Origin of the sequence: Hymenobacter coccineus (genome assembly GCF_001816125.1) — a bacterium.
In the GTDB taxonomy this organism is placed as follows: domain Bacteria; phylum Bacteroidota; class Bacteroidia; order Cytophagales; family Hymenobacteraceae; genus Hymenobacter; species Hymenobacter coccineus.
This window is the reverse complement of record NZ_MDZA01000419.1, coordinates 1-26,036: the sequence shown is the minus strand read 5'-3', so window position 1 is coordinate 26,036 and position 26,036 is coordinate 1. Positions and strand designations below refer to the sequence as shown.

Genomic DNA, 26,036 nt, shown 5'->3' with positions numbered 1-26,036 from the left:
CCACGCGGCCGAAGCTAGCCAGCGCGGCGGCCACCACCGCGGCGGGGCCCCGGGCGCGGCCAGGTCGGCGGGCACGGCCAGCACCGGCCCGCCGCTGGCGGCTTCGATGGCGGCAGCCGTGGCGCGCAATTCCGCCTCGCCCCGGGCGCAGATGACCAGCGAAGCGCCCTCGGCGGCCAACTCCTCGGCCACGGCGCGGCCTAGGCCCTTGCTGGCGGCGGCCACCAGCGCAACTTTCCCTTTTAAGCCTAAGTCCATTTTTAGTTGTCAGTTATTCGTTGTCAATTGTCAGTTGCTTGCTACCAGTTATTAGGTTGCCAATTATTGGTTTACCCACGCCCTAATAACTGGCAACGAGCAACTGACAACTGATTAATTAGCGGAGATAGGCGTCGGTTTTGTCGATCCAGTCCTGGCGGGGCGGGCTGAAAATGTCCACGTCGAGCGTGTCTTCCAGGGCCTCGGCCGAGTGGGGCACGTTGGACGGGATGTGGAGCACCTCGCCGGCCCGCACGATGATTTCTTGGGCCTGGTCGTCGCCGAGGTGGAAGCGCAGGGCCCCTTCGAGGATGTAGGTAATCTGCTCGTTTTCGTGGTGGTGCTTGGGCACCAGGGCCCCCTTTTTGAGGTACACGTGGGCGAGCATCGTTTTGTCGCCGGTGATGAAGCGGCGCGAAATCAAGTCCGTCATGCGCTCCTCGGGCATGTCGTCCCAGCGGTAAAAAGTAACTTGGTCGGTGGTGGTCATGGGCAGTGGGTGGGTGGGTGGATGGGCAACGAAGCGGCCCGCAACTCCCTACCGAATGGCAAGGGGCGACGGGCCGAAAGTAGGGCAAATATTCCGTTGCCCTCGGGCAGGAATGCCTGTTAAATGCTAAATGTTAAATGACTCACAGCGGCACGTTGAAACCGAAGGCGTAGATGGCCTGCGCCGAGGTGAAGACGTGCGTGACGTTGCCCATAAGGTCAGCCCCCACCTTGGTACTGGTGTAGTCGGCAAAGGCGCCCTGCACGTCGCCTTGCAAGAAAAAGTACTTGTAGATGTCAAGCTTCAGGCCGGCGCTGGTGCCCACCACCCAGCCGTGGTAGCGGAAGGGGCCTTCCTGGTGGCTGCCGAAAACGGTGGAGATGGTGTAAGAAATCATGGGGCCTCCACCAATTTTGCCGATGGCGCTGAGCTGCAAGTGCTTGCCCACGATCAGCTTCTGGCGCTTCACCAGGTTCACCATCAGGTAGTTGTTGCCGTTGGTGTGCTGGAGGTGCACGAAGTCGGGCGTTACCAGCGTGTCTTTGTCGATGTAGCGGCCGCGGATGTTGCCGCGCACGTGGATGATCTGGTCGTCGTCGACCACGTACTTCAAGTGGTTCCAGCTCACCTCGATGCCCAGGTCGTGCTTGTCGTTGAACAGGTAGCCCAGTGTGGCGTCGTACTGCGGAATGGTCAGGGACTTGAACTTCCAGAAGTCGCTCATGCTGGGGTGGTCGCTGGCGTGGGCGTTCACGAAGGTGAAGTCGTAGTTGTCCGTTTTCTGGTTCTGGAACCGGATGTCGGAGCGCGAATACCAGTCGCGGTTGTAGCCCCAGCTGAAGTAAAAGCTGCCGCGGTGCTTGGCGCTGGGCGGCAGAATGGTGGTGGGCGTGTTGGCCGTGGTGGCCGGGGCGGGGGTGGCCGGCACGTCGGTTTGGGCCCACACGGTTTGGGTGCCGCCCAACAACAAGGCGGCTAATAAGTAGCGGAATTTCATCAATAAAACAGGTAAGCGCCGCAACTCCTCAACTCGGCCCGGCGGTGGATAAATCGGCCGCAAAGATACGGGCCGGCGGCCGGAGCAACGGGCTTTTTTGAGCCCGAACGCAAACAGCCCGGCCGGCCTGAAGCCCATCAACTACGTCGTAAGCACTTAATAATCTGATATTATCTATTTGTTTTGTCGAAGCCGGAGCACCAGCATCTGGCAGCGCCCATGCCGCGGTGCTAGCCCGGGCAACTCCACCGGCACTCCGTATTATAAAGCGGCGATGAGGCCCTCAGTAGCGCAATGCACCAGAACCCGTGGGGCCCCATACCGCAGCGGCAAGGGCCCTGTTTCAACCCGCCATCCGGGTAGGGTTCGGGGTTGGTGCTGACGACCCAAAGGTCCCAGGCCAACGGGGAACCGGGCGTTGCCGGCCGTGGCGTGGGGGCTGGCCGGGCCCGCCAGGCCACGTAGCTTGCGGCTCCAGTTTCCCTGGCTACCCCGCATGAAAAACCTGCTTCTTGGAATTGTTGCCGCCACTCTGCTACTAGCCGGGGCCCCAGCGCGTGCCCAAACCGCCGTTCCGGCCGCCGCCTACGCAGGGCCTCGGTTTCCGGGCGGGCCCGATTCGCTGCGAGCCCTCGTGTACCGCGCCACCCGGCAGGCCGGAACCGCCCCCACGGGCCGGGTGGCTCTGGAGTTTAAGCTGGCCGCCCCCCAACAGGCCGAAAGCTTGCGGCTGGTGCAGCCGCCAAGGCCGGTCAGTAAAGAGTTGCTGGCCGCCGCTGCCGCTGCCCAAAGCTACCTGCGGGCCCACATGCCCAACTGGCAATCGGATGGGCCCAACCAAAGCTTCCGAGCGATGCTAACGCTGGATTTCACCACTGCCGCGGCAGCCCAGCCTTACAATTATGCTGACCAGGAACCGGTGTTTCCCAGTCTGATAGCTGCGCTGCATACCCAGCGCAACCCCGTTCTGGAACGGTCCATGCAAAGCCCAGCCGTGCAGGCGCGACTGGCTTCACCGCAGATGGGCCTGACCACTTATATCCAGATGCAAACCATCTACCCCGTCGACGCCATGCGGAGCCGACAGCAAGGCCAGGTGCTGGCTTACTTTGAGGTGGCCGAAAGCGGTGCCATCGAACACCTGAGTATTGTGGGCACCGCGGGTAGCGCCCTCGACGCCGAGGTGCTACGGGTGGCGCAAACGCTGCCGGCCGCCACTGCACCGGCGCTGCTGCGCGGCCAACCGGTGCGCGTGTACTACGTGCTGCCGGTTACCTTCAGAATGCAATAGGGCCCCGGCGCTACTCCTCGAACACGGCGGCGGCCAGGGCCAGCACGGCGCGGCGGGTTTCCTCGGGCTGCTCCAGGTAGGCCAGGTGGCCGCTGCCTTCCAAAAACAGGGCGGCGGCGGTGGCGGGCAGCGCGGCCTGGCGCACCGAGTCGTCGAAGGGCACGGCCACGTCGTGCTTGCCGGCCACCAGCAGCACTGGGAAGGCGGCGCGGGCCAGCACAGCGGTGCGGTCGGGCGGGCGGCCATGCCGCGCAGGGCCCCGGCGAAGGTGGTGGCCGGCGTGGCCTTGCCAATCTCTTCGAGCAGCTCGCGGGCTTCCACCAGCCGGTCGCGGTTGGCGGGCGCGAAGAGTGGGCGCACGAAGCTGTCCATGAACTTCTCCACGCCGTGGCGCTCCACGAAGCCGATGTTCTTCTCGCGGTTCTGGCGCTTCTCGTCGGTGTCGGGCAGGGCCGTGGAGTTGATGAGGGCGAGGCCGGCCACGCGGCTGGGGTAGCGCTCGGCCAGGGCCAGGGCCACGTAGCCGCCCATGCTGTGGGCCACGAGCAGCACGGGGTCGGCGGCGCCCTTGTCGGTGAGGTACTGGGCCACGTAGCGGGCCTGAGCTTCCATGCTGAAATCGGGCACGGGGGCCCTATTGGTGCCGTGGCCGGGCAGGTTGGGGGCCAGCAGCCGGTAGCCGGCCGGAAACGAGCGGGTGAAATCGGTCCACACTTCGCGGCTTTCGGCAAAGCCGTGCAGGAAAACGAGCGTGGGGGCAGTGGTAAGGGGTGCAGCCATGGCGGCAAATGTAACCGCCGGGCCCGGGCCGCCCTTTAGGACCGGTGACCAGTACTTGGGGGCCCTAAAAACGGCCCCGCGGGCGCGGGTTAGAAATAATACGTGCGCAAACGTTGCTGGGGCCCTGCCGGGCGTATTGGGGCCACCGGCGGCAGGCGGCGGCGCGTTGGCCGGTCCACCGGGGCCCGGGACCGGCTTTTTTGGCTCAAAACCATCCCTTACCTTCCGCGGTAGTACATCGTTCCATTTCTCCAAAACACCATGCCCAAAATCGTTTCGCCACAGGTTGAATTCAGCTTCCTGCTGCAACAAGTCAAGCAGCACGCGCCCGAAATCTTCGACCAGGACGGGCACTTTCTCAACTTGCTCGAAGGCCGCTGGCAGGAGCCCGGCCAGCCCCGCGCCTTTCACTCGGCCATCGACGGCTCAGAATTGGGCAGCCTGCCCATGCTCACGCACGACGTGGCCCTGCGCGCCGTGGTGGCCGCCAAGGCCGAAGCCGCCGCCTGGAGCGCCACCAGCCTGGCCGACCGCCAGCGCCGTGTGCAGGATTGCCTGGCCCAGCTGCGGCCCCTGGCCGACCTCATCGGCAAGCTGCTGATGTGGGAAATTGGCAAAACTTACGCCACGGGCTTCACCGACATCGACCGCTGCATCGACGGGGCCCAGTGGTACGTGGAGAACATCGAGCCCATGCTGCAAGGCCGCCAGCCGCTGGGCTTGGTAAGCAACATTGCCTCGTGGAACTACCCGTTCTCGGTGCTGTTTCACGCGGTGCTGGTGCAGGCCCTGGCCGGCAACGCCGTGATTGCCAAGACGCCCACCGACGGCGGCTTCATTTCCCTGAGCCTGGCCTTTGCCGTGGCCCGCCGCTGCGGCCTGCCCGTGACGCTGGTGAGCGGCCCCGGCGGCGAGCTGAGCGAGGTGCTGGTGCAGGACCCGCGCATCGACGCGCTGAGCTTCGTGGGCGGGCGCTACAACGGCCGCAACATCGCCGACGCCCTGGCCCAGCAGCACAAGCGCTACATGCTCGAAATGGAGGGCGTGAACACCTACGGCCTCTGGAATTTCTCGGACTGGGACGCCCTGGCGCAGCACTTGCGCAAGGGCTACGACTACGGCAAGCAGCGCTGCACGGCCTACGTGCGCTTCGTGGTGGAGCGCCGCCTGTTTCCGCAGTTCCTCGAAACCTACCTCGGCGTCATCAAGGGCTTGAAGGTGGGCAACCCTACCCTGGTGGACGGCCCCGACGACAAATTGCCCGAGCTGGCCTTCGGCCCGGTCATCAACGCCCGCCAGGCCGAAGACCTGGACCGCCTCTACACCAACGCGTTGCAGACCGGCGCCACGCCCCTCTACGATGGCAAGCTCGACGACAGCCTGTTCCTGCCCGGCCAGGACCGTAGCGCCTACCGCGCCCCCCGGGCCCTGGTGGGCCTGCCCCGCCAGAGCGAGCTGTACTACAAGGAGCCCTTCGGCCCCATCGACAGCGTGGTGCTGGTGGACCGCGTGGAGGAGTTGGTGGGCGAGATGAACATCTCGAACGGGGCCCTGGTGGCCGCCATTGTGTCGGACGACGCGGCCTGGGCCGCCCGCACGGCCAAGGAAATCCGCGCCTTTAAGGTGGGCGTGAACGGCCTGCGCTCGCGCGGCGACCGGGCCGAGGTGTTCGGCGGCCTGGGCGAATCGTGGAAAGGCGCCTTCGTGGGCGGGGCCCTACTGGTGGAGGCCGTCACGCAGGGCAAGGCCCCCGTGCTCGGCAACTACCCCGACGCCACGCTGCTGCCCGAGAAAATCTAGCGGCGCGCAAAACGGTTACCCACGCGGCGGCTCCGACAACGGGGCCGCCGCGTGCTATTTTTGGCCCTATCCTAATTCCTACCGGCGATGAACGAGCAACTGATTGTCAAAAACTTTGGGCCAATTGATAACGCTACCGTTGATTTCAAGCGGGTGACGGTTTTTATTGGGCCTACTGGTGGGGGGAAGAGCACGCTGGCAAAATTGGCGGCGGTGTTTCGTAACAGTTATTGGTCAAGTGGAATACGCAACGACAAAACCAAGGCATTTGAAGAGCTACTGAATAGCTTTCTTATCCTTGACTTTATAAAAGAGAATGGAAATGCAGAGTGGATATCGCAAAAAGGAAATGCTTCATATAGTAAGAATGGTTTAGAACACGATAATAGGAAGCAAAGTGAACTAGCTATAGCTAGGCATGATATTTACAATTATATTCAACAAAGACTTGGAGGATTAAAAATTGCTTTTGATTCAATACCTGCTTTTCAAGCACAACTTGCAATTTCGTCTCTTGTGGATGATAGCGTTATAGTTGAATATATTCCTGCCGATAGAAGTTTTGCAGCGTCTGTCGACAATAGCATTGCGGGATTAACAATTAAGGATATTGCACTTCCTGAGGCGCTTTTATTTTTTTTAAATGATTTTCAAATCGCAAAAAATAATCTTGCACACAATCCTCTTAAAATTCCTTTCTTAAATAATATAACTTACGAAATCATCGATGAACAAGCCCGTATTTCATTAGGCATTAATAATACATTTACATTAGGTAGTAGTGCTAGCGGAGTCCAAGCTGTTGTGCCAATGATGCTAGTCATAAATGATGCATCACGGTTACGAAGCAAAGTAAAACCTCATAGTTTTATTATTGAAGAGCCAGAATTAAATCTCTACCCAGCTGCGCAACAAGGCCTATTAAACTGGTTAATAGAGAAATGTACACAGAACGAAAACGAAAACGATCTAACGATAACTACACATAGCCCATACATTCTTTCCAGTTGTAACCTGTTGCTAGAAGCCTACAAAGTGGCTCAACTACGGCCCGATTTAGAAGACGAGATTGCAGCCATCGTGCCTAAAGCTTGTTGGCTAAATCCCGATGAGTTTGCCGCTTATTACGTAGCCGATGGCACGGTGAAACCGATTACCGACGACCGGACGCACCTTATTGGTGGCAACGAGCTAGATGCGGTTTCGGGAGATATTTCGGATAGTTTTCGTAAGCTGCTGCGGCTGAAGAAACAGGTGGCGTAATGCGGGAAGCGTTAGAAAAATATTTCGATCATTGCCGCCAAAAAGGGTGCATCACCGTCCACCCTGAATCTGTTTCTTACTTTGAAGACCCACCCGGTGAGGGCTTTGTGCGCCAAGTAGCAGAGGCAGTTTTTGACCCAGCAACACGCGCCGCGCCCGCACGCGGGTGCTCTGGCGGGCAGCAGTGTTGTAAGTAAGGACTTCGACGCCGGTAGCGGTTTCGCGCAGGTCGTAGGCCAGCGTGTTGGTTTGCAGCGGGGCAGGAGCCTGGCGGCGCAGGTGCTCGGCTAAGAAGTAGTTGCCCTCGGGCCAGGTCAGCACGTCGCACCGGTGGCGTTGTGGGCGCGGCCCTTGCGGCAGGCGAAGTAGTGCAGCCCGGCCCAGGCCGATACCTGCGCCGCCGGGGCCCCGTAGTCGTCGCGGCAGGCGTAGTTCAGGTACCAGCGCAGCGGCGCGGCCGAGTAGCCTTCTTGCGTGAGGTAGTCGGCGAAGGAAATCTGGTCGAGCTGCCGATAGGTTTCGTCGCCGACGACGCATCAAGCGGGATGCGGAAGGCGTCGCGCCCGTCGCTACCTACCGCCGTTTTTAGGCGCTCAATCAGCTGGAAAAACCGTGCCGTTTGGGCTTGCTCGTCGGCCGAAATGCCCACGGCTGGCACCAGCCCGTCCTGCCAGTGCCCGCGGATGCTGAGGCGCTCGTCGGGCGCGGCGCACAGGTGGTAGTCGTTGTAGATGGGCAAGCCGCTGGGCGCGTAGCCGGAGAGCGTGCCAGTTTCCTGCAAGAAATCGAGCAGTTCGCGGTTGCGCACGTCGGGCACGGGCAGGTAGTGGGCCCCCCAAGGGTAGGCCGAGGTGGGGTTGTGGCCCGCCGCGGCATTGCCGCCAGCGTGGCCGTCCAGCTCTACCAATAGCGTGTCCGTCAAGCCGTGGCGGTGCAGCCAGCGTCGCGCCGAGAGCCCCGCCACGCCCCCGCCGATGATGAGCACATCGGTATTGATGGTGCGAGTGGGCGCGGGAATCTTGCTGGGGTCGCGCAGCAGGTGGCCGGCGGCGGCGTTGGGCCCCAGCAGTTGGCCCTGGATGTGCGACAAATCGGCCGCGGCCGGTGCGCAGCTCGGCAGCAGGGGCCCCACCAGCGCGGCCCCTGACAGCGCCGCCCCGCTGCGCACCAGAAACGCGCGCCGGCTGAGGCCCGTCGGGGTAGAAAAAGGGCGCTTCACTGGGCGTAAGTCTTAATGATAGGTTGCCGCACTCGTTGGCAATCTGGGCCTGCAAACTAACAACGAGAGGCTCAAATAAGGCCAGCCGGCGCCCACAGCTAAGCCGCTCGAACCCGCCCCGTGGCTAGCGCAGCCACAAGTACAGGGCCGCTGCCAGCGCCGCGCCGGCCAGGGGCCCCAGCACCGGAATCCAGGCGTAGGACCACTCGCTGGAGCCCTTGCCGCGGATTGGCAGCAGGGCGTGCACCAGGCGCGGGGCCAGGTCGCGGGCGGGGTTGATGGCGTAGCCGGTGGTGCCGCCCAGCCCCAGCCCCACCACCCACACCAGCAGCGCCACCGGCAGCGCGCCCACCGAGCCCAGCCCGATGGCCGCGTGCGTGGCCGTGACCTCGGCCCCGGCGATGTGCAAAACGGTGAGGACCAGCACCAGCGTGCCCACCACTTCGCTGGCCAGGTTGCGCTGGTGGTTGCGGATGGCCGGGCCAGTGCAGAACACGGCCAGCTTGAGGCCCGGCGCCGGGGTGCGGTCGAAGTGGTCCTTGTAAAGCACCCACACCAGCGCCGCGCCCAGCGCGCTGCCCAGCATTTGCGCCAGCACGTAGGGCCCCACCAGGGCCCACGCAAACTTGCCCGCCAGGGCCAGCCCCAGCGTCACGGCCGGGTTGAGGTGGGCGCCGCTGACCGGCCCGGCGATGACCACCCCCACGTACACGGCCAAGGCCCAGGCCGTGGTAATCACCATCCAGCCGCTGTTGTGGCCTTTGGTATCGGCCAGCACCACGTTGGCCACCACGCCGTTGCCCAACAACATCAGCACCGCGGTGCCGACGAATTCCGCTGTAAAGGGGCTCATGCGGTGGCCGTTTTGTCGGTGGCAGCCACTGCCCGGGGGGCCTGGGCCCACACTTGCAGGGCGTGCACGGCGCGGTTCCACTCGGCAATGCCGGCATCGAGGCTAGCGCGGTCAGCCGTGGGCGCGTAGGTGCTGTCGGCCTGCGCTAAGGCTTTGATTTCGGCTGCGTTCTGCCAGTAGCCCACCGCCAGGCCGGCGAGGTAGGCCGCCCCGAGGGCCGTGGCTTCGGCCATTTTGGGGCGCACTACTTTGGCGTTCAGCACGTCGGCCTGGAACTGCATCAGCAGCTCGTTCACCGTGGCGCCGCCGTCCACGCGCAGCTCGGCGATGGTCAGGCCCGCGTCGGCTTCCATTGCCCGGAGCACGTCCATGGTTTGGTAGGCAATGGCTTCCAGGGCGGCGCGGGCAATGTGGGCCGCCTTCGTGGCCCGCGACACGCCGAAGAGGGTGCCCCGCGCGTACGGGTCCCAGTACGGGGCCCCCAGCCCGGCGAAGGCCGGCACGAAGTACACGCCGTCGGTACTGCTGACTTGCTGGGCCAGCTGCTCAATTTCGGCCGACGTTTTGACCAGGCCTAGGTTGTCGCGCAGCCACTGCACCACCGCGCCGGCAATGAAAATGCTGCCTTCCAGGGCGTAGCACACTTGGCCATCAATTTGCCAGGCAATGGTGGTCAGCAGGTTGTGCTGCGAAGCCCGGGGCGTGGCGCCGATGTTCATCAGCAGGAAGCAGCCGGTGCCGTAGGTGCTTTTCACCATGCCGGGCGCCGTGCACTGCTGCCCAAACAGGGCCGCCTGCTGGTCGCCGGCGATGCCGGCAATCGGAATTTTGCTGGCAAAAAGCGTGGTTTTGGTCGTGCCGTACACCTCGCTCGATTGCCGCACCGCGGGCAGCATAGCCCGTGGAATGTCGAACAGGGCCAGCAGCTCGTCGTCCCAGGCCAGCGTGTGGATGTTGAACAGCATCGTGCGCGAGGCGTTCGATACGTCCGTTACGTGCAGCTCGCCCTGCGTGAAGTTCCACACCAGCCAGCTGTCCACGGTGCCGAAGGCCAGCTCGCCGGCCTCGGCCTGCTGGCGGGCCCCCGCCACGTTATCCAAAATCCAGCGCACCTTGCTGGCCGAGAAGTAGGCGTCGAGCACCAGACCCGTTTTGCCGCGGATGAAGTCCTCGTGCCCCTCGGCGCGCAGTTGGTCGCAGTATTCGGCCGTGCGCCGGTCTTGCCACACGATGGCGTTGTAGACCGGCTTGCCCGTTTTGCGGTTCCACACCACCACGGTTTCGCGCTGGTTGGTGATGCCGATGGCCGCGATGCTCTTGCCATTTTGGCCAGCCTTCACCGTGGCTTCGGCCGCCACCCCCGCCTGCGTCGACCAGATTTCCAGCGGGTCGTGCTCCACCCAGCCCGGCTTTGGGAAAATTTGGGTAAACTCCTTCTGGGCCTGCGCCACGACGTGCCCCTTTTGGTCGAACAAGATGGCGCGGGAACTGGTCGTGCCCTGGTCGAGGGCAAGGATATACTGCTGCATGGGCGGCCGGGAGTGGGTGGGAATAGGAGAAGGAAACAAGGTTAGCAGCAGCAAATGAAGCACACGCCGCGCCCCGCGTCGCCGGGGCCCCCACGCGCGGCCCGTTTACGCCGGCGCGGCGAGCGGCGCAGGCTGCGCTTGCAGCAAATAATACTGGGCCACGGCGGCAAACGCCGCCACTTGCTGCCGCTGCCAGGCGGCGTCGTGGCCCAGCTCCTGGGCCAGTAGCGCGGCCACCGCGGGCGCCATGCGGAGGGCAGCGGCGGCGTCCAGGAACAGCACCCGCACCCGGCGGGCCAGCACGTCTTCCACGGTGCGGGCCATTTCGCAGCGCGCCGCCCACACCACCTCGGCCTTTACGAATTCCAGCGCGTCGTCCAGCTTTTCGCCCAGGGCCGGGTCCTGCGCAATCAGGGCGCGCAGGGCGGGTTGGTCGCTGCCGTACACGTAGAGGTGGCTGCTCCGGTCGGGGGTGGGCAGGGCCCCGTGAATGGCGAGGCGGGCGGTTTGGCTGGCCGCCGCTGGCAATTTGCCCAAGGCAATGGCCTTGTCTACTGTGTCCTGGCCCATGCGGCGGTAGGTCGTCCACTTGCCGCCCGTGATGGTAATCAGGCCCGCCGCCGACACCAGGATTTTGTGGCTGCGCGAGATTTCCTTGGTCTTCGCCGAGCCGTTTTGCGGCGCTGCTAATGGCCGCAGGCCCGCAAACACGCTCAGCGCGTCGCTGCGTTTGGGGGCCCGGGTGAGGTAGCGCGCGGCCGTGCGCAGGATGAAGTCAATCTCTTCTTCGAGCGCCTGGGGCTCGGCGCTGTACTCGTCCAGCGGCGTATCCGTGGTGCCCAGCACCACGCGCCCGTGCCAGGGCACGGCGAAGAGCACGCGCCCGTCGTCGGTTTTTGGAATCATCAGCGCGTCGTTGCCTGGCAAAAACGATTTGTCGAGCACGAGGTGCACGCCCTGGCTGGGCCGCACCAGCTTGGGGGCCCCGGGCGTGTCCATTTGCAGCACCTCGTCCACGAAAATGCCGGTGGCGTTCACCACTGCCCGGGCGTGCAGTTCATACGAGCGGCCGGTTTCCTGGTCGGTGGCGCGCACGCCCGCCAGGTTGCCGCTGTCGTCTTTCAGCAAGCCGTGCACGCCAAAGTGGTTGAGCAAGGTGCCGCCCAGCTCCACGGCCGTCTGGGCCAGGTTGATGGCCAGGCGGGCGTCGTCGAACTGCCCGTCGTGGTACAGCACGCCGCCCCGCAGCCCGGCGGCCCGCAGGTTGCCGAGCCGCTGTAGCGTTTCGGCCTTGCTCAGGTGCACCGAGGGCCCCAGGCTGAGTTTGCCGGCCAGCCAGTCGTACAGCGTCAGCCCAATCGTGTAGAACGCGCCGCCCCACCACTCGTAGTTCGGGATGATGAAATCCTGGTTCTTGACGAGGTGGGGCGCGTTTTTCAGGAGCAGCCCGCGCTCGTACAGCGCCTCCCGCACCAGGCCGATGTCGCCCTGGGCCAGGTAGCGCACGCCGCCGTGCACCAGCTTGGTGCTGCGGCTCGAAGTGCCCTTGGCGTAGTCGTCCTGCTCCAGCAACAAGGTTTTGTAGCCCCGGCTGAGGCCATCCAAGGCCACGCCCAGGCCCGTGGCCCCGCCGCCAATCACAATCAAATCCCAAACCGGCTGCGCGGCCAGCTGGGCCACGAGCGTTGCCCGCGCAAAGTCTGCTGCCTTCGTTTTGCTTTCCATGTGCTTGGCAACAAAATCTTCGGCCATTTCGACCATTTGGATGGCCGCTTAGTGCACGTAGGGCCCCCAGTCTTCCTCGAAGTAGCGCACTAACGCTTGGTTGTTCAGCTGGTTAACCTCCGTGGGCACTTCGGCCATATCGGGCGGGAAGCGCAGCATGTCGTGGATGGTGCCGGCCGTGACGTAGCGCAGGCCCGCCGGCAGGGGCCCCGCGTCGCCGCGCCACTGGGCGTCGGGGCCCGCCAGCACGTAGCCCCACTCGCCAAACGAGGGCACGTAGAGGTGGTACGGAACCACGTGCAGGCCAGCGGCTTGCAGCGTATGCGCCACGCACCAAAACGACTGCCGCGCCAAATACGGCGAGGTGCTCTGCACCACCAGCCGCCCGCCGGGGGCCAGCCGCTGGGTCAGGGCCGTGTAGAACGCGGCCGAGTACAGCTTGCCGATGGAGTAGTTCGAAGGGTCGGGGAAATCGACGATGACGGCGTCGTAGCGCGCGGTGTCGGCCCGCACCCACTGGTAAGCGTCGGCGCTGACGACCTGCACCTTGGGGTCGTTCAGGGCCCCCTTGTTCAGCGCCAGCAGCAGCGGGCTGTGGCGGAACAGGCGCGTCATGCCCGGGTCGAGGTCCACCAAGCGGATGCTGGTTAACTGCTTGTACTTCAGCAGCTCGCGCACGGCTAGGCCGTCGCCGCCGCCCAGCACCAGCACGCGGCGGGCGCGGGGCAGGGCCTGCATCAGCGGGTGCACCAGGGCCTCGTGGTAGCGATACTCGTCGAGCGAGCTGAACTGGAGGTTGCCGTTGAGGAACAGGCGCAGCTCGCGCGGGTTGCGGGTGAGGACGATGCGCTGGTAAGGCGTTGATTTCGAGTAAATCACCTGGTCCTGAAACGCCAGGGTTTCGGTGTGGGCCAGCAAGTCGTTGGCGAAATAAAACAGGGTGCCCAGCCCCGCCAGCGCCGCCGCGATGCCCCCCGCAAACTGCCGCCGGTAAGGCCGCGTTTCCGAAAAGCGGGCCAGCACCACGCCGGCCACCACCAGGTTAAGGGCCCCGAACAGGAGCGAGGTGCGGATGAGCCCCAGGTGCGGCACCAGCACCAGCGGGAAGATGAGCGAGGCCAGCAGGGCCCCCACGTAATCGAAGGTGAACACCCGCGCTACCAGGTCTTTAAACGGGAAGCGGTGCTCCAGAATGCGCATCAGCAGCGGGATTTCCAGCCCCACCAGCACGCCCGTGAGGCCCACCAGCGCATACAGCAGCAGCCGGAACGAGTTGACGTACTCGAAGAGCAAGAACAGCAACGGCGCCATGCACCCGCCCACGAGGCCGACCAGGATTTCGAGCCGAATAAACCACTTCAGCAGGGGCCCGTCGAGGAACTTCGACAGCCACGAGCCGATGCCCATCGCAAATAGGTAGGCCCCGATGATGGTCGAAAACTGCGTCACCGAATCGCCGAGCAGGTACGAGGCCAACGTGCCGGCAATCAGCTCATAAATCAGCCCGCAGGTAGCAATCACGGCCACCGCTACCAGCAGCAAGCCGGGCAGCCGGGCGTCGGCCGCCGGGGCCCCCGCAGCAGCTACTGGTGCGGGTTCGTCGAGCAACTCAGCCATGCACGGCGGCGCTGATGATGAGGGCCACCGACAGCATAAACGCGGCGCCCAGAATGGCCAGGGCCACGTTCTGGTCTTCCAGGATTTCCTTGCGCAGGGTGCCCGGCGTCAGCTTGTCGAACAGGAAGAAGCTGACCACCAAAATGGCGATGCCTACCACGGAGTAAATGACGGACGCCAGCAGCGGATGGTATTGGAGGAGGTTCATGGCCAATGCGTTATTTGTGGAAGTACAGGCCCCGGCCCGCCGAGCCGTGGCCGCCGCGGGTGCCCGGGGCCCCCAGGTTTTCGGTACTTTCGTTGTCGTCGCCGAGCAGGCGCGTGCCGGTGGCCGTGCCCCACACGTACCAGCCCAGCGGCAAGAGGAGCAGCAGCGCGTAGTAGCGCACGGGGCGCAAATCGGATAAAAAGTCGAACAAAACGAGGCGTTGAAAAGGCTTAAAGAGGATTTGTCGGGGGCGTTCAGCCGCTGGTGGGCCCATAGTCGCTTTCGCTCCAGCGGCGGGCTTCGTGGTCAGAGCTGCGCCACAACTGAAAAGCGGGAAACACGAGTATTGTGACCAATGCCAGCAGAAAATTCGACCACAGCGGCGGGTCGGCCGTCACCGTCACCGCAATGTCGGGGGCGGCGGGGCCCGCCTCGCTGAAGGGATAAAAGTTGAGGTGGTAGCGCCCGGCCGGCACCCGCGAGAGCACCGCGTCGGCGTCGCGGCCGCCTTCGCTCCAGCTTTCGCCGTCTTCCACGCCGTGGTAAAACTCGATGTTTTTGGTGAACTCAAAACCTTGGCCGGTTTGCTCGTTTATCAGGCTCACGGGCAGCTCCAGCCACTGGTTGCTGACGGTGGTGGTAAGGTCGATTTCCAGAGGCCCCTGCTGGCCGACGGTGAACGATGGCGACACGATGACCTTGCCGGTGCCCGGCGTGCCGCTCGCATCAGCCACCACGTGCAAGGTATCGGTGAATAGAACTTTGCTGGAGCGCTTGACGCCGAACTGCACAGCAAAAAGCAGTATCAGCGCCAGCAGGGTTACGTTACGCAGGCCCGACCACCTGGTGTCGATGGGGTCGGGCTGCACTGCGCCCACGCCTTGGCGGTGCGGTAGGCTGGTACGGCTCAAGCCAAAGGCTGCGGCCACGGCAGCCGGCTCGATGTGTTCGGCCCGGTACCACTTGTTCTGGTCTTTGTTACGCTCCTGCACCAGCATCACGGGCGGGCAAATGAACTCTACCAGCCGCAAGTGGTCGTCGCCCTCGATGTCCCAATCGAATTCGCCCTCGGCAAATAGCACGCGGCCCTGGTAACGGTTGTAGAGCCGGTACGTCGCGTCGGGTTGTTGCACAAAGGCGCGCCGGGTGTTGGGGGCCTGCACATCGTAGGTGCACTTAGCTGGCCGGATTACCGTCCAATGTCCATTGAACTGCGCTAATTGAGCATAATCGTTGGTGGTCGGCTGGTAGATTTGGTACTCCAGCCAGTGGTACTGGGTGCGGCCGTTACGACCCAGTTCGGCGCGTTCCACCACGCCCACCACCCGGCAGGCACGCCCGGCCAGGGTGCCCGGCGTGCCCACGGGCAGCAGGCCCAGGCCGGCGGGCACCTTTTGGTACTTGCCAAATATTTTTGGGGGCCCCTCGCCGCGGTACCGGAAGTAGCTGTGGCAGTGCGGGCAAGCGTAGTATTCGCTGCCTTCTACATCGTAGTACGTGATGCTTTGCTGGCAGTCGGGGCAGGTGAGCTGGGCCGACGGCGCGGCGGGTTGGGCGGGCTCGCTCATCGGCACACCTCGGTTTTGGCCTGCTCGGTACCCTCAAAAAAGGCCAGCGTGGCCGCGTAAATCCCCCGCACCGTAGCCGAGTTGTCGCGCCGAAAATTCGACAGAAACACGTCGAACGTGGCCAGGCCGTGCTCGGGCCAAGTGTGCAGGCTCAGGTGCGATTCGGTGAGGGCCAGCACCGCCGTGAAGCCACCGTCGGCCGGAAAGGCGTGGTAGGTTTCGCCCACCTTCTCCAGCCCAAAGCGCCGGATTTGCTCGTCGAAGAACGCGCGGCAGGCTGCCGCGTCGCGCAGGGCCGAGGCAGGGGCCCCAAAGGTGGCCAAGATGTGCAGGCCGGGCAGGTAGGCGGGCATGGCGAAGGAAAGCGGGGTTGCGGCCCGCAAGATAGGGGCAGCCGCGGGGCAGCAAGCAAGTACCATTTGGTAATGCGCCGCCGGAGCCCCTATCTTTAACCCATTCCACGTTTATATTACATTATTCCTCCCTGTATTATGGTTTCGTTAATGCTTGATCAAGAAATATTATCATTTGCTAACACCGCGGGCCAGCTCTATTACCATCCCGCTGGCCACGTGCGCCTGGCCTGGGGCCCCGGCCGCGTGTCGCTCGACGTGGTGCAGGCGTACTACGAAAAAGTGCTGGCGGTGCTGCTTACCACCGGGGCCCGCAAAATTCTGTCCGACCACGGACAGCGTGCTCCTTTACTGCCCGCGGCCCAGCAGTGGCTCGTCCAAAACTGGATTCCGCGGGCCATGGCCCAGGCCCGCACCCGCCACTGCGGCATCGTGGAAGGCGCCGACCCGGTGCACCGCCTCTCCACCGAATCGGTGGTGACGGCTGCTCCTAAGGAATTCGCGTTCAAGCGGTTTTCTAGCGTGGCAGCAGCCGAAACCTGGCTGGCAAGCGTGACGCCCTGAGAACCTCTACCCAGTGACGGCGGCTGGGCGCGTGGCACCGTTGCGCAGCAAGGGCCGCCGCCGCGGGGCAGCGCCGTCGGCGGTAAGCTTCTCGGTGGCTTCCTCGTCGCCGAGCAGCAGGCCCCAGGGGCGGAGCGACTCGATGCGGTCGAAAATAATCTTCAGGATGGCAATGACTGGCAGGGCCAGAAACATGCCCGCCACCCCGCCCACGGCGTTGCCCACCAGCACTCCCACAATGGCCACCAGGGCGTTGACCTTGATTTTGGAAGCCACGATGCGCGGGATAAGAAAGTGGTTGTCAATGAACTGGATGACCACGTACACCGCCACCACGCCCGCTGGGTAGCCCAGGCCGTCCTTCGTGACGAAGGCCATGAGCACCGGCAGTAAAATGGCCGCCAGCCCGCCCACGTACGGGATGAAGTTGAGCAGGGCCCCCAGCACGCCCAGCAGCAGCGCGTAGGGGATGCCCAGCGCGAACAGGGCCCCCACGTTGAGCACAGCCACAATGCTGCCCTCGATGAGCAGGCCAATCATGTAGCTCTGGATGGCGGCTTTGCTCTCGTGCAGCACCTCGGCCACGCCGGTGCCCGCGTTGCGCCCCGAAAACACCTGGGTGAGGAACGTTACCAGCCGCTTTTGGTACAGAAACAGTAAAAAGATGTACACCGGCAACAGCGTGGCCGCCACCAGTAGCGCCGACACGGCCGTGAGCGTGCCCCCAGCCAGGCCCGCCGCCCGGCCGCCCACCTCGTTGAGGTAGCCCATCAGCTTCTGGTTCGTGATGCCGAAGCGCGCGTTTAGCCACTGCTCCACCACCTGGGCCGTGTGGAAGAACTTGGCCTTGAAAAGGGGCAGCTGCCCCGATAGCTGCGTGGCCTCCAGGTAAATAAAGTAGAGCAGCGCCAGCAGTGCCGCCACGCCCAGCACCACCGTGAGGGCAATGGCCAGCAGCGGCGGCACCTTGCGCCGCAGCAGCCACTGCTCGACGGGGTGCAGCATGATGGCAAAAATGACCGCGAAGAAAATCGGGAAAATGAGCTCTGAGGCGATGTGCAGCGTGAGCACCACCAACGCCAGGCCCAGCAGCACCAGCGGCGCCTTCACGTAGAGCGGGAATTGCAGTTCTTTGGGATCGTCGGGCATAGCGCAGGGAAACCGGATGGTTGGTGCGCGTCTACGGCTGCCGGTGGAAAGCGGTTGAAAGTGATTTTTTATAAACCTGGTTGGCCCCTTCCCCGGGGAGGCCTGGGCCCCTGAGCGGTGCGTGCGCGGCGTCCTCCGGGAGCATCCGGTCGGGCCGGCGGGGGCCGCTTTTGCAGCGGCCAGTACTGCATTTTTTTGAGGCCATGGGCTAACCAGCCGGGCGGGGTTTTGGTCGTCCGGCGCGGCCGGGCAACCTAGTGGGTGCGGGCGCTTTTGCCCCTCGCAGTGCATAGGAGCTAAAAAAGATAAAAGAGCAAAAAATTGTGAAGCGGAAATTTTGTACGGGGAGAGGAAAAAAATATTTGGGAGGGACATAATTATTTATAAGTTTTTTAAGATGGGCAGTAGCAGCCCCGCCTACCAGGCCACGATAATGGCAGGGGCCTAGGTGTACCACTGGGCGCGGCTCGGCAAACAGGATAAGAATTTTATCAACTATCTCTCTATTAATAACTTACTTAAAAAAGTATTGTTATGCAGCCGCGGGGCCGTTTGCTGGTTCCCCAACGGTTTGAGTACTTTCCGGCAGGATGTGGTGGGGCCCGTACGGCGGGGCCAATGGTTTTGGGGCGCTGGGGCCCCCTGGGTGCCCAACCCAAGGGGCGTCGGGGGGTTACGTAATCGGGATGAAGTGCTGCATATTGCGGCGGGCGCCGGGCGCCCTCAAACACGATTTGTTGACTTGCCCCGATGAAAATCCTGCTGATTTTCCTGCTGTGCAGCGCCCTCATAAGCTACTACATCTACTGGCGCGAATGGGCCCCGGTGCCACCCCTGGTGGCCAAGCGCGTGGCTGAAAAACCAGCCCCGGTGGCCACCGCCGGGCCCCGCAACATCGACAACCCGTGCTATTACCTGGTGGCCGACGACGGCAGCTACGCCGAGGTGGGGCCCACCACGTTTGCCTGCATTGCGGTAGGTGCCCAGTACGCATCGCGGGAGTGGCAGGGCCGCGCCGCGGCGGGCTGAAAAGGCAATGCCCATTCCTTTGGGCGAAATGCCCGCCGAGTGCTAATAAATAGCTCGTTGCGACCCATATAAGAGTTAAAATAAATATATAATATAATAACTTTGCTTGCGGTGGTAGTAGATGCCACTCATCCTATCCCTACCTCCTATGATACAGATTCCTGCCGCGCTCCTGCCCCCCGACGACGCTGAACGCCTGCGCACCCTGCGCCACTACGACATTGTGCACTCGCTGCACGAGTCGGTGTTCGACGAGTTCGTGGACTTGACGGCGCACATTTTTAGCTTGCCCATTTCCCTCATCGCCCTCGTCGATGAAAACGAGGTGTACTACCACGCCAGCTACGGTGTGCCAGGCCTGCTGCGGCAGCCGCGCGTCGAAGCCATTTGTTCACTGGTGGTGCGCGAGAACAAAGCCTTGGTAATCACCGACCTGGCCAGCGACGAGGCCCTGCGCCTGACGGCCGCGGCCGATGCGGCCGCCCGGGCCAAGGGCCTGCGGTTCTACGCGGGGGCCCCGCTGCGCATGCCCGACCAGCGCAACATTGGCACGCTGTGCGTGATTGACCGCGCCCCGCGCACCTTCAGCACCGATGAGCAGCAGGTGCTCGACCAAGTGGCCCAGCTGGTGGGCCAAACCATCGCCGTGCGCCACTACTGCCTCACGCGCAGCGGCTTGGGCGAGCCGCGCTGGCAGGCCGTGCGCGGCCAGGTGGTGGAAGAGCTTGTTGCCCTGGGGGCCCTGGTGCGTTACCTCCTCGCCCGCTACAACACACAAGTGCCCGTGCCCGAAGCCGTGCTCGAGCCCGTGGCGCGGCGCCTGAACGACCTGCGCCGGGTACTGGCCGAGTACCAGCAATAGGGGCTGCCGCGCCGCAAATAAAAAAGCCGGACCCCACACGGGGCCCGGCTTTTTTGGTGGCCAGTTCGGCGGCGGCAGTGCAGCCTATTGCTTGATTAGCTTGAGGTTCTGCACGGTGCCGCCAGTGGTGAGGCGGGCCAGGTACAGGCCCGGGGCCAGGCCGGTGGCCTGCCACTCGGTGCGGATCAGCTCACCGGCGCCGGCCTGGCCGGCGGCCAGGTGCTGCACCAGGCGGCCGGTGCCGTCGTACACATCGAGCTGGTACGCGGCACCTTGCGCCAGGGCAAAGGCGAGCGTGGTGCTGCCCGTGAAGGGGTTGGGGTAGCTGCGCACGGCCTGCGCCCCGGCGGGCGCGTCGGCAGCGGCGGCCTGGGGCCCCCGGCTCATGGCGGCACTGGCTCCGGCGGCCCCGGCCGGCTCCTGGCCGTACACGAGGTGGCCCTGCTGGTACACGCTCAGGTGGTCGTTGGCGGCAAACTGGCGGCTGAACGGCAGGAAGGAGAAGTCGTTGGCTTGGTTGAAGAACGACCGGTCATCCTTGTAGATGCGGTACTGCACATTGCCGGTGGTGCTGCGCGGCATAAGGCTGCCCAGAGCAGGGGCGAACCGAATTTCGGCATATGTTTCGGTGCCGGACGTGCCAAAGGTGACCTTCACGTTGCTGCTGCCCAGCACCGCGTAATCCACGGACGACTTCAGGGCCGCCGCGCTTTCCGGGGTGAACCAGTAGCGCACGGCCAGGTCCTGGTACGGCACGGGCTGGTTGCCCACGTTGCGCAGCTGCACGTAGGTGCTGATGGTCTGGGTCGAGAGCACTGTGGTCTGGGTTTGCGACAGCACTTGTAAGCTTGTGACCGGGGCCACCGGAGCCGGCTCCGCGCCCCCGATGAGGACGCCGTTGCGGTACACGGTCAGGTGGTCGTTCGGGGCGTAGGTGCGGCTGGTGGTGTAGGAGTAGTCGTCCGTCTGGTCGAAGCGCGTGCGGGTTTGCTTGTAGATGCGCGAGCGGATCTGGCCGGAGCGGCCCCCGGCGGGGAGGCTATTGGGTGAGGTGAAGCTGTATTCCACGTAGCCGAAGGCGCCCTGCACGGGTTGGGCCAGGGGCACGTAGCGCATCTTCACGTCGCTGGTACCGAGCTGGGCGTAGTCCACCGACGTGAGGATGGGCGCAAAGTCCTCCGGCGTCAGCCAGTAGCGCACGGTCAGCTCCTTGTAAGGAATGGCCGCGGGACCGTTGTTCACCAGGTCGAGGTTGGGGCGCACCGTGTCGTCGTTGGGCAGGTAGTCGGCGTTCTGGTGCAGCACACTCACCACCGTCGGGCTCTGCACCGTCACGGAGAAGGGCAGCGAGGTGGTGCCGCAGTCGTTGGTGGCCGTGGCCGTCACCACCGTGGTGCCCACCGGGAACACGTAGGGCGAGGTAATGGCCGTGGTCGTCCCGTTCGTCGTGATGGAATACGTGAGCACTGGGGCCCCCGTGGCCGTGGCCGCGAAGGCTACCGAAGCCCCATTCAGGCCGGCCTGGGCGGTGGCCACTGGCACCACCGGCGCCTTGATGACCGGGGCCGTGCAAGCAGAGCTCCCGCGCACCACCTGGTAGGAAGTACCGACGCGCAGGCCGTCCACCACCAGGTTGGGCGAGTTGGCGCCCTGGCGCAGGGCCACCGTGCCGATGTTGGTCGGCGAAGTAGTAGCGGCTTCGGCCGCGCTCACGTCGGCCGCAGCCGGCTCGGCGCCGGCGGGCGGGTTCACGAAGAGCTGCGACAGGTTGCCGGTTTCGTCGAAGCTGTACTTCACCACCAGCAGGTAGGTCGTGTTCAGGTCGTAGTCGGTGGTGCCATACGTGGCCGCCGCGCTGCCGCTGATGCCGAACTGCACCTTGCCGGTGGCGGCGTTGCGGCGCACAAACACCCGGCTGCGGAAGGTGGTGCCCAGCGGTGCGGGGCCCAGGTGGAAGTAGTAGTCGCCGGCCGTGGTGGCGCTGGCCATGTTCACGAGGTACGAGGCGTACACCGGCGTGCGGGGTGCCACGGGCGCAAAGCCGCGGCTCACGTCTTCGCCGCTGGCCACCAGGGCCGCCGCGTTGCCGATGCCGCTGGCGCCGTAGCCGGCGTAGCTTAGGCCGGGGGCCACCACGCCCACGGCGTTGGTGCCGGAGCCACTGTGGGCCGTCCAGTCGTTATTCGTCAGCAGGGCCCCGGCGGGGTAGGCGAAGTTTTCTTCGAGCAGCAGCGCGGCCGAGGCGGCCGCCGTGGCCTGGGCCAGCGTGCCGGGCGCGGCGGTGCGGTAGTTCTCGGCGAAGGGCGTGTCGTTGTCGTTGTACTCAAACACGGCGAACGTGTAGGTGTTGCCGGCCCGCAGGCCGGTCACGGTCACGCCGGTGCCGGTGCCGCTGTACACCACGTAGTTGCCGGTACCGATTTGGGCCCCCGCGCCAAAGGCGGGGTCGGCGGCGTAGGTCGTCGCGTCAACCGGCGCAGCATCTACGGCAGTAGTGAGGTGGGCCAAGATGAGCCGCTTGGCCCCGTTGCCGCCCGCCACGGTGAGTTGCAGCGAGTTGCTGGTCACGGCGCTGGCCGTGAGGGTGGCCGAGGCGGTGGGCTCAGCGGCCAGCGGGATGGTGGTGGTGGTGAAGGTCAGCTCGTCGCCGTAGGCTGTGCCCGCGGCGTTGGTGGCGTAGGCCCGCACGAAGTAGGCGGTGCCGGGCAGCAGGCCGGTGAGGGCGCTGGCGAAGTTGCCGGGGCCCGCGCCGTCGGTGGTTTTGGTAGCCGTGAGGGTGGGGTTAGCGGTTCTGCTCCACACCACGCCCCGGGCCGTTACGGCGCTGCCGCCGTCGGCGTCTACAGTGCCGCCGGCCGTGGCGGTAGTGGGCGCAACGGCCGTCACGGCCACGCTGCTCACCGAGGCCGGGTACACCGGCGCAATGCCGGTGCCGCTCACCGCTACGGCCAGAGCCGGTACGCCGGGGCCCGTCACGGCAAGGCTGGCCGCGTAGGCCTGCGCCGCCGTGGGCACGAAGCGCACGTCCACCGTGGCATTCACCGCGCCATCCACGGGCGTCAACTGAATGGCGCAGCACGCAAAGGCCTGGACCCCCACGCGAATCTCGAAGCCCGCCGCGGGCGTCACCGTCACCGGGCCGGTAAGGTTGGCGCCGCTCAGGGTAAAGCTTTTGGAAAGGCTAGCCGCACCGCTGGCGGCACTACCGAAGTCGGGGAGCGTAGCGAGCGAGGCCGTCAGCGAGGGTTTCGTGACCACCACCGGGGCCGTCACGGTCACCGCCACGGGGGCGCTCAGGCCCACCACGGCGCCGCAGACAGAGGTGGCCTGGGCCACCACGTAGTAGGTGCCCGCGGCCGGAAAACCGGCGCCGCTAACTTGGTAAGTGGCCGCCGTGGCGCCCGCCAGTGGCGTGGTGTAAGGCCCCGCCGCCGCCGTGCCGTAATACCAGGCAAAGGCCGAGGGGGCCCAGCCAAGGCCGTGAGGGTCGCGCCCGCGCCGGTCGTCGTCACCGACTGGGGCCCCGTGGGCGTCACCGACACCGGGTTGGTGGCCGGGGCCAGGCTGATGGTCAGGTTCTGGCCGTTGTCGGTGCCGAAGGTGAGCGGTGCGTCGCTCACCACCCGGATGCGGTAGCCATTGCCGCTGGGCGTGCCCGCCGGCAAAGTGGCCGCCAGCGGCGAAGCGGTGCCGCTGCCAATGATGCCCTCCGTGGCATTGGCTGGAAACACGCCCGCCGCACTCGAAAGCTGCGCCTTAAACGTGGCGCCCGCCGCAAAGCCGGTGGCGGAATAAGCCACCGCGAAGCTTGGGCTACCGGCGGCGCTGCTCAGGCAGTAGGGGCTGCCGTAGGCTGCCGTGCCGGTGGCGATGCTGGCCGTGGGCGTGCCGGCCCCGGTGCCCAGCGTGGGCGTCAGCACGAGGTTGTCGAGGGCTAGTCCTTGGCCATTGGTGCTGCCGCCGGTGCCCACGTCGCTCCAGCGCAAGTAGTAGGTGGCGCCGGCGGCCAGGTTGAGGCCGGTGAGGGCCACTTGCTTGGCGGTGGTGAGCGGCGGGTAGGAATAAACGGTGTTGTTGGCGTCGGCAGGGAAGTTCTGGTCGCCGGCCGTTTGGGCAGTCCACGTTACCCCATTGGTGCTCACGTAAAACTTCCAGTCGAAGGCCCGGCTGCCCGAGCGGTACTTCTCGATGTCGAACTGCACGGCCAGGTCCTGCACCACCGCGCCCGAGGTGTTCTGCACCGCCAGCATAATGTGGCGCGGCGAGCTGTAGCTGCCGCTGTTCAAAAAGCCCAGGGCCCTATCGGTTGCGCCCGCATCGGCCCCGAAGTTGTAGGTGCCGCCCGCGGTGAATCGGTTGCCCGTGGTGGCCGCGGTCGTGGCCGCGTAGTTGGCGGCGCTGCCGTAGCTCGGCGCGGCTTCGGCCGAGAGCAGGAAGCCGGTGGGCACCGCCGCGGCGGCGGCCGTGCCCAGCCCGTCGAAGGTTTCGGTGACCGGGGCGGCGCTGGGCAGCAACGCCTGGGCCCCGGCGGCCAGGGGCAGGGCCCCGGCCGCGGCCAGCGCTAGTCCCCGGCGCAGGCGGCGCAAAAAATTAGAAGTCAATGACATATAAAGGCGGCGAAACCGCGAGAAATCCAGAAGAAAGAAATAAACAGGGCCCCCAGGCCGGCTTAGTTCACCGGGCCGGCGTCAATTTTCGCCTCCACGGCGGCCTGCACTTCCAGCGGCAGGTTGGAGAGCAGGTCCAGGCCCGTGGCGGCCTCAATGGCGTCCACGGTGGTGCGGTACACGCCCCAGTCCGTGTTAATGGAGTTGATGTTGGGCGTGTCGATGGCGATGATGCGGGTGCCGGCGTTCACGCGGGCCACGTCGTTGTCGCCCACCGGCAGAATCACCACCACCTTCCAGCAGCGGCTGGGCACCGTTACGCGGCCCTGGTCGAGGGTCGTCGTCAGGCCCCCGGCCGAGCCGGTGCCGCCCACCCCGTACGAGCCGCAGACGACGTACACCTCGTTGCCACCGGCCAAGAACGTGCGGGTGTAGTTCTCCAGATTGGCCCAGGTTTGCTGGTTGTTCTGGGGGGCCTGGGGCATCATGTTGGTCATGAGGAACGTGGCCGAGTTGTTCTCCACGCTGGAGGTGCGGTCGGCCGAGGGGCAGTTGTGGCCCCGGTCGAAGCCCGAGCCCGAGTAGCTGAACTCCGTGACGTGGTACCACTCGGCGGGCAGCGTGGGGTCGGCCCGGAAATCGTCCTGCCGGTCAATGCCGCCGCGGTCCGACAGGTCCAGGTGCCAGCTTACCCAGTTGGGCTTGCCCTGGTCGCGGCTGTACGACACGGCGTACTGTGGCTTGAGCAGCAAGTAGTTGTTGGGCATCGACACGTCCGTCTGGGCCCCACTTGGATTGCCCAGGGCCAGGTTGCTGTTGTCGAGCGCGGGCGGGGCCACGCCAAAGTCCGTCGCAGTAAAGTCGTCGATGTCGAGCCGCGCCCGACCACCGGAGGTCTTGCGAATCTCAAATTTGACGGGCCCCGGGATGTTCACCACGAACGAGGCCGCCTGCAACACGGGCGAGGTGGTGAGCACCGTGGCGCCCACCTTCGTCCACTTGGCGCAGTCGCAGCTCTGGGCCTGCGCCCACAGCTCCCAGCTGCTGCTGCCGTCGGTGCCGTAGGTTGCGTGCTGCACCGTCACGGTGGCCGCGCCGTTGGGCAGGTAGAAGTTCATGGTGAGCGTGCCGGCCTGCTGCAAGCGCACGGCCTGGGCCCCGTTCTTGTGGTCGGCCGCGTCGGTGCCCACCAGGGCGTCGGCCAGCGTCCAGCTGCCGGTGGCAAAGGCCACGGTGCCGGTGGGGTAATCCGGTTTGGTGCCAGTTTCGAAGGTTTCCGGCGCCACCGCGGCCACGTGCAGCGGGGCCAGCGGCTGACGCGCCACGCGCGCCGGCCCGGTAAAGCTCATTAGGCAGAGCAACAGCAGCGGGCTACTGCGGCGTAGTAAGTTTTTTTTCATCCAGTGCAGACAGAGAAGTGAATTGGGGCCCCGGCCCTGACTTTCGCCAGCGGACTCAGTTGTCCCAATAGTTACTAGCAAAATTATACTCTGGATATTAGGTGAATATTACTTCTGCACAATTATTTATCCGCAGGGTGTTATTGGGTGGTTGGCCGGGTGGTTTGGCTGCCAAAACACGTCCGTTTACTGGAGAGTAATGGTAGGTGCCCAAACGCCCGGAAGCGCAGGTTTTCCGGGCCGTTTTTGTGGGGCGTTTATTGGAGGGCTGTGAGTAATTTTATGGCGTTCATCAAGCTCGTTATTTACGATCATGGGCCGAAGCTTAAAAAGAGGCTGAGCATTGATGAAAAATCTTCTCCACAACTTAACTCTTAGAGCGGTTCTCAGGATGATGTACAGTACGGGAGTTATTTTTCCAGCGTGAAAGCCTATTCTCTTGATTTACGCGAACGTGTCGCGGCGGCTTGTACG

Annotated in this window: 24 protein-coding genes; 6 read left to right on the top strand and 18 right to left on the bottom strand. The window is 64.5% G+C overall.

The window, feature by feature from the left end:
- The 3 genes from BEN49_RS20395 to BEN49_RS20385 all read right to left on the bottom strand — a co-directional run.
- On the bottom strand, positions 1-258 hold a 258-nt coding region (locus BEN49_RS20395), incomplete at its 3' end, for an SDR family NAD(P)-dependent oxidoreductase (protein WP_125917063.1).
- Positions 259-376: 118 nt separating this feature from the next.
- Entirely contained in the window at positions 377-748 is a 372-nt protein-coding gene (locus BEN49_RS20390; protein ID WP_070746264.1) for a cupin domain-containing protein, read from the bottom strand.
- A gap of 142 nt (positions 749-890) precedes the next feature.
- Positions 891-1,745, bottom strand: a complete 855-nt coding sequence (locus BEN49_RS20385; protein WP_239692035.1) for a hypothetical protein — start codon at positions 1,743-1,745, stop codon at positions 891-893.
- A gap of 496 nt (positions 1,746-2,241) precedes the next feature.
- Between BEN49_RS20385 and BEN49_RS20380 the strand changes: the two genes are divergently transcribed.
- The gene (locus BEN49_RS20380) at positions 2,242-3,036 is read left to right on the top strand and encodes an energy transducer TonB (RefSeq protein WP_070746263.1); all 795 of its coding nucleotides are present in this window, start codon (positions 2,242-2,244) and stop codon (positions 3,034-3,036) included.
- Here the strand turns inward: BEN49_RS20380 and BEN49_RS25970 are convergent.
- Positions 2,932-3,816: an alpha/beta fold hydrolase gene (locus BEN49_RS25970; RefSeq protein ID WP_083326295.1), complete on the bottom strand. Its 885-nt coding sequence runs from the start codon at positions 3,814-3,816 to the stop codon at positions 2,932-2,934. The two genes, BEN49_RS20380 and BEN49_RS25970, sit on opposite strands and share 105 nt — an antisense overlap.
- A 261-nt stretch (positions 3,817-4,077) precedes the next feature.
- Here BEN49_RS25970 and BEN49_RS20365 point away from each other — a divergent pair, with 261 nt between their 5' ends.
- Both BEN49_RS20365 and BEN49_RS25965 read left to right on the top strand, forming a co-directional pair.
- Complete coding sequence (locus BEN49_RS20365; protein ID WP_070746260.1) at positions 4,078-5,616, top strand: aldehyde dehydrogenase family protein; 1,539 nt, start codon at positions 4,078-4,080, stop codon at positions 5,614-5,616.
- Between the two features lie 87 nt (positions 5,617-5,703).
- A complete protein-coding gene (locus tag BEN49_RS25965; protein WP_083326294.1) occupies positions 5,704-6,879 on the top strand; it encodes an AAA family ATPase in 1,176 nt (391 codons plus the stop codon).
- A 51-nt stretch (positions 6,880-6,930) separates the two neighbouring features.
- On the opposite strand, the gene BEN49_RS27210 is transcribed toward BEN49_RS25965, so the two are convergent.
- The 10 genes from BEN49_RS27210 to BEN49_RS20315 form a co-directional block, all read right to left on the bottom strand.
- A complete protein-coding gene (locus BEN49_RS27210; protein WP_125917061.1) occupies positions 6,931-7,200 on the bottom strand; it encodes a hypothetical protein in 270 nt (89 codons plus the stop codon).
- Between the two features lie 112 nt (positions 7,201-7,312).
- Positions 7,313-8,098 carry an NAD(P)-binding protein gene (locus BEN49_RS20355; RefSeq protein ID WP_070746258.1) on the bottom strand — a complete coding sequence of 262 codons (786 nt, stop codon included), beginning with the start codon at positions 8,096-8,098 and terminating at the stop codon, positions 7,313-7,315.
- 124 nt (positions 8,099-8,222) lie between these two features.
- Positions 8,223-8,951 carry an MIP/aquaporin family protein gene (locus tag BEN49_RS20350; RefSeq protein WP_070746257.1) on the bottom strand — a complete coding sequence of 243 codons (729 nt, stop codon included), beginning with the start codon at positions 8,949-8,951 and terminating at the stop codon, positions 8,223-8,225.
- Positions 8,948-10,480 carry a glycerol kinase GlpK gene (gene glpK, locus BEN49_RS20345; RefSeq protein ID WP_070746256.1) on the bottom strand — a complete coding sequence of 511 codons (1,533 nt, stop codon included), beginning with the start codon at positions 10,478-10,480 and terminating at the stop codon, positions 8,948-8,950. Before glpK ends, BEN49_RS20350 begins: the two co-directional genes overlap by 4 nt.
- Before the next feature lie 105 nt (positions 10,481-10,585).
- Positions 10,586-12,232 (bottom strand): glycerol-3-phosphate dehydrogenase/oxidase, encoded by a 1,647-nt coding sequence (locus tag BEN49_RS20340; protein ID WP_239692034.1) that lies wholly within the window; start codon positions 12,230-12,232, stop codon positions 10,586-10,588.
- A 21-nt stretch (positions 12,233-12,253) separates the two neighbouring features.
- Entirely contained in the window at positions 12,254-13,822 is a 1,569-nt protein-coding gene (locus BEN49_RS20335) for a polyamine aminopropyltransferase (RefSeq protein WP_083326293.1), read from the bottom strand.
- Positions 13,815-14,030 carry a DUF350 domain-containing protein gene (locus BEN49_RS20330; protein ID WP_070746255.1) on the bottom strand — a complete coding sequence of 72 codons (216 nt, stop codon included), beginning with the start codon at positions 14,028-14,030 and terminating at the stop codon, positions 13,815-13,817. The genes BEN49_RS20335 and BEN49_RS20330 overlap by 8 nt, the downstream gene beginning before the upstream one ends.
- A gap of 10 nt (positions 14,031-14,040) precedes the next feature.
- On the bottom strand, positions 14,041-14,241 hold the full coding sequence (locus BEN49_RS20325) for a hypothetical protein (RefSeq protein ID WP_070746254.1): 201 nt from the start codon (positions 14,239-14,241) through the stop codon (positions 14,041-14,043).
- Positions 14,242-14,284: 43 nt separating this feature from the next.
- On the bottom strand, positions 14,285-15,598 hold the full coding sequence (locus BEN49_RS20320; RefSeq protein ID WP_070746253.1) for a DUF4178 domain-containing protein: 1,314 nt from the start codon (positions 15,596-15,598) through the stop codon (positions 14,285-14,287).
- Entirely contained in the window at positions 15,595-15,951 is a 357-nt protein-coding gene (locus BEN49_RS20315; protein ID WP_070746252.1) for an S-adenosylmethionine decarboxylase family protein, read from the bottom strand. Before BEN49_RS20315 ends, BEN49_RS20320 begins: the two co-directional genes overlap by 4 nt.
- Before the next feature lie 150 nt (positions 15,952-16,101).
- Here BEN49_RS20315 and BEN49_RS20310 point away from each other — a divergent pair, with 150 nt between their 5' ends.
- Positions 16,102-16,515: a hypothetical protein gene (locus BEN49_RS20310; RefSeq protein ID WP_070746251.1), complete on the top strand. Its 414-nt coding sequence runs from the start codon at positions 16,102-16,104 to the stop codon at positions 16,513-16,515.
- 6 nt (positions 16,516-16,521) lie between these two features.
- Here the strand turns inward: BEN49_RS20310 and BEN49_RS20305 are convergent, their stop codons facing one another.
- Positions 16,522-17,664, bottom strand: a complete 1,143-nt coding sequence (locus BEN49_RS20305) for an AI-2E family transporter (protein ID WP_070746250.1) — start codon at positions 17,662-17,664, stop codon at positions 16,522-16,524.
- A gap of 750 nt (positions 17,665-18,414) precedes the next feature.
- On the opposite strand from BEN49_RS20305, the gene BEN49_RS20300 reads away from it, so the two are divergent.
- Together BEN49_RS20300 and BEN49_RS20295 are read left to right on the top strand one after the other, a co-directional pair.
- Entirely contained in the window at positions 18,415-18,693 is a 279-nt protein-coding gene (locus tag BEN49_RS20300) for a hypothetical protein (RefSeq protein WP_070746249.1), read from the top strand.
- A 148-nt stretch (positions 18,694-18,841) separates the two neighbouring features.
- A complete protein-coding gene (locus tag BEN49_RS20295; protein WP_070746248.1) occupies positions 18,842-19,555 on the top strand; it encodes a GAF domain-containing protein in 714 nt (237 codons plus the stop codon).
- Positions 19,556-19,639: 84 nt separating this feature from the next.
- Here BEN49_RS20295 and BEN49_RS20290 read toward each other — a convergent pair whose 3' ends face one another.
- The 3 genes from BEN49_RS20290 to BEN49_RS29800 all read right to left on the bottom strand — a co-directional run bounded on the left by BEN49_RS20290 (position 19,640) and on the right by BEN49_RS29800 (position 25,511).
- Positions 19,640-22,894, bottom strand: coding sequence for a cellulose binding domain-containing protein (locus BEN49_RS20290; RefSeq protein WP_070746247.1), 3,255 nt, complete (start codon positions 22,892-22,894; stop codon positions 19,640-19,642).
- On the bottom strand, positions 22,849-24,162 hold the full coding sequence (locus BEN49_RS20285; protein ID WP_125917057.1) for a hypothetical protein: 1,314 nt from the start codon (positions 24,160-24,162) through the stop codon (positions 22,849-22,851). Before BEN49_RS20285 ends, BEN49_RS20290 begins: the two co-directional genes overlap by 46 nt.
- A 62-nt stretch (positions 24,163-24,224) precedes the next feature.
- The gene (locus BEN49_RS29800; protein ID WP_239692033.1) at positions 24,225-25,511 is read right to left on the bottom strand and encodes a DNA/RNA non-specific endonuclease; all 1,287 of its coding nucleotides are present in this window, start codon (positions 25,509-25,511) and stop codon (positions 24,225-24,227) included.
- Positions 25,512-26,036: the final 525 nt, after the last annotated feature.

Coding starts and splice junctions, on each gene's coding strand:
- BEN49_RS20390 (WP_070746264.1), bottom strand. CDS start 748: ATGACCACCACCGACCAAGTTACTTTTTACCGCTGGGACGACATGCCC.
- BEN49_RS20385 (WP_239692035.1), bottom strand. CDS start 1,745: ATGAAATTCCGCTACTTATTAGCCGCCTTGTTGTTGGGCGGCACCCAA.
- BEN49_RS20380 (WP_070746263.1), top strand. CDS start 2,242: ATGAAAAACCTGCTTCTTGGAATTGTTGCCGCCACTCTGCTACTAGCC.
- BEN49_RS25970 (WP_083326295.1), bottom strand. CDS start 3,816: ATGGCTGCACCCCTTACCACTGCCCCCACGCTCGTTTTCCTGCACGGC.
- BEN49_RS20365 (WP_070746260.1), top strand. CDS start 4,078: ATGCCCAAAATCGTTTCGCCACAGGTTGAATTCAGCTTCCTGCTGCAA.
- BEN49_RS25965 (WP_083326294.1), top strand. CDS start 5,704: ATGAACGAGCAACTGATTGTCAAAAACTTTGGGCCAATTGATAACGCT.
- BEN49_RS20350 (WP_070746257.1), bottom strand. CDS start 8,951: ATGAGCCCCTTTACAGCGGAATTCGTCGGCACCGCGGTGCTGATGTTG.
- glpK (WP_070746256.1), bottom strand. CDS start 10,480: ATGCAGCAGTATATCCTTGCCCTCGACCAGGGCACGACCAGTTCCCGC.
- BEN49_RS20340 (WP_239692034.1), bottom strand. CDS start 12,232: ATGGCCGAAGATTTTGTTGCCAAGCACATGGAAAGCAAAACGAAGGCA.
- BEN49_RS20335 (WP_083326293.1), bottom strand. CDS start 13,822: ATGGCTGAGTTGCTCGACGAACCCGCACCAGTAGCTGCTGCGGGGGCC.
- BEN49_RS20330 (WP_070746255.1), bottom strand. CDS start 14,030: ATGAACCTCCTCCAATACCATCCGCTGCTGGCGTCCGTCATTTACTCC.
- BEN49_RS20320 (WP_070746253.1), bottom strand. CDS start 15,598: ATGAGCGAGCCCGCCCAACCCGCCGCGCCGTCGGCCCAGCTCACCTGC.
- BEN49_RS20315 (WP_070746252.1), bottom strand. CDS start 15,951: ATGCCCGCCTACCTGCCCGGCCTGCACATCTTGGCCACCTTTGGGGCC.
- BEN49_RS20310 (WP_070746251.1), top strand. CDS start 16,102: ATGCTTGATCAAGAAATATTATCATTTGCTAACACCGCGGGCCAGCTC.
- BEN49_RS20305 (WP_070746250.1), bottom strand. CDS start 17,664: ATGCCCGACGATCCCAAAGAACTGCAATTCCCGCTCTACGTGAAGGCG.
- BEN49_RS20300 (WP_070746249.1), top strand. CDS start 18,415: ATGAAAATCCTGCTGATTTTCCTGCTGTGCAGCGCCCTCATAAGCTAC.
- BEN49_RS20295 (WP_070746248.1), top strand. CDS start 18,842: ATGATACAGATTCCTGCCGCGCTCCTGCCCCCCGACGACGCTGAACGC.
- BEN49_RS20285 (WP_125917057.1), bottom strand. CDS start 24,162: ATGTCATTGACTTCTAATTTTTTGCGCCGCCTGCGCCGGGGACTAGCG.
- BEN49_RS29800 (WP_239692033.1), bottom strand. CDS start 25,511: ATGAGCTTTACCGGGCCGGCGCGCGTGGCGCGTCAGCCGCTGGCCCCG.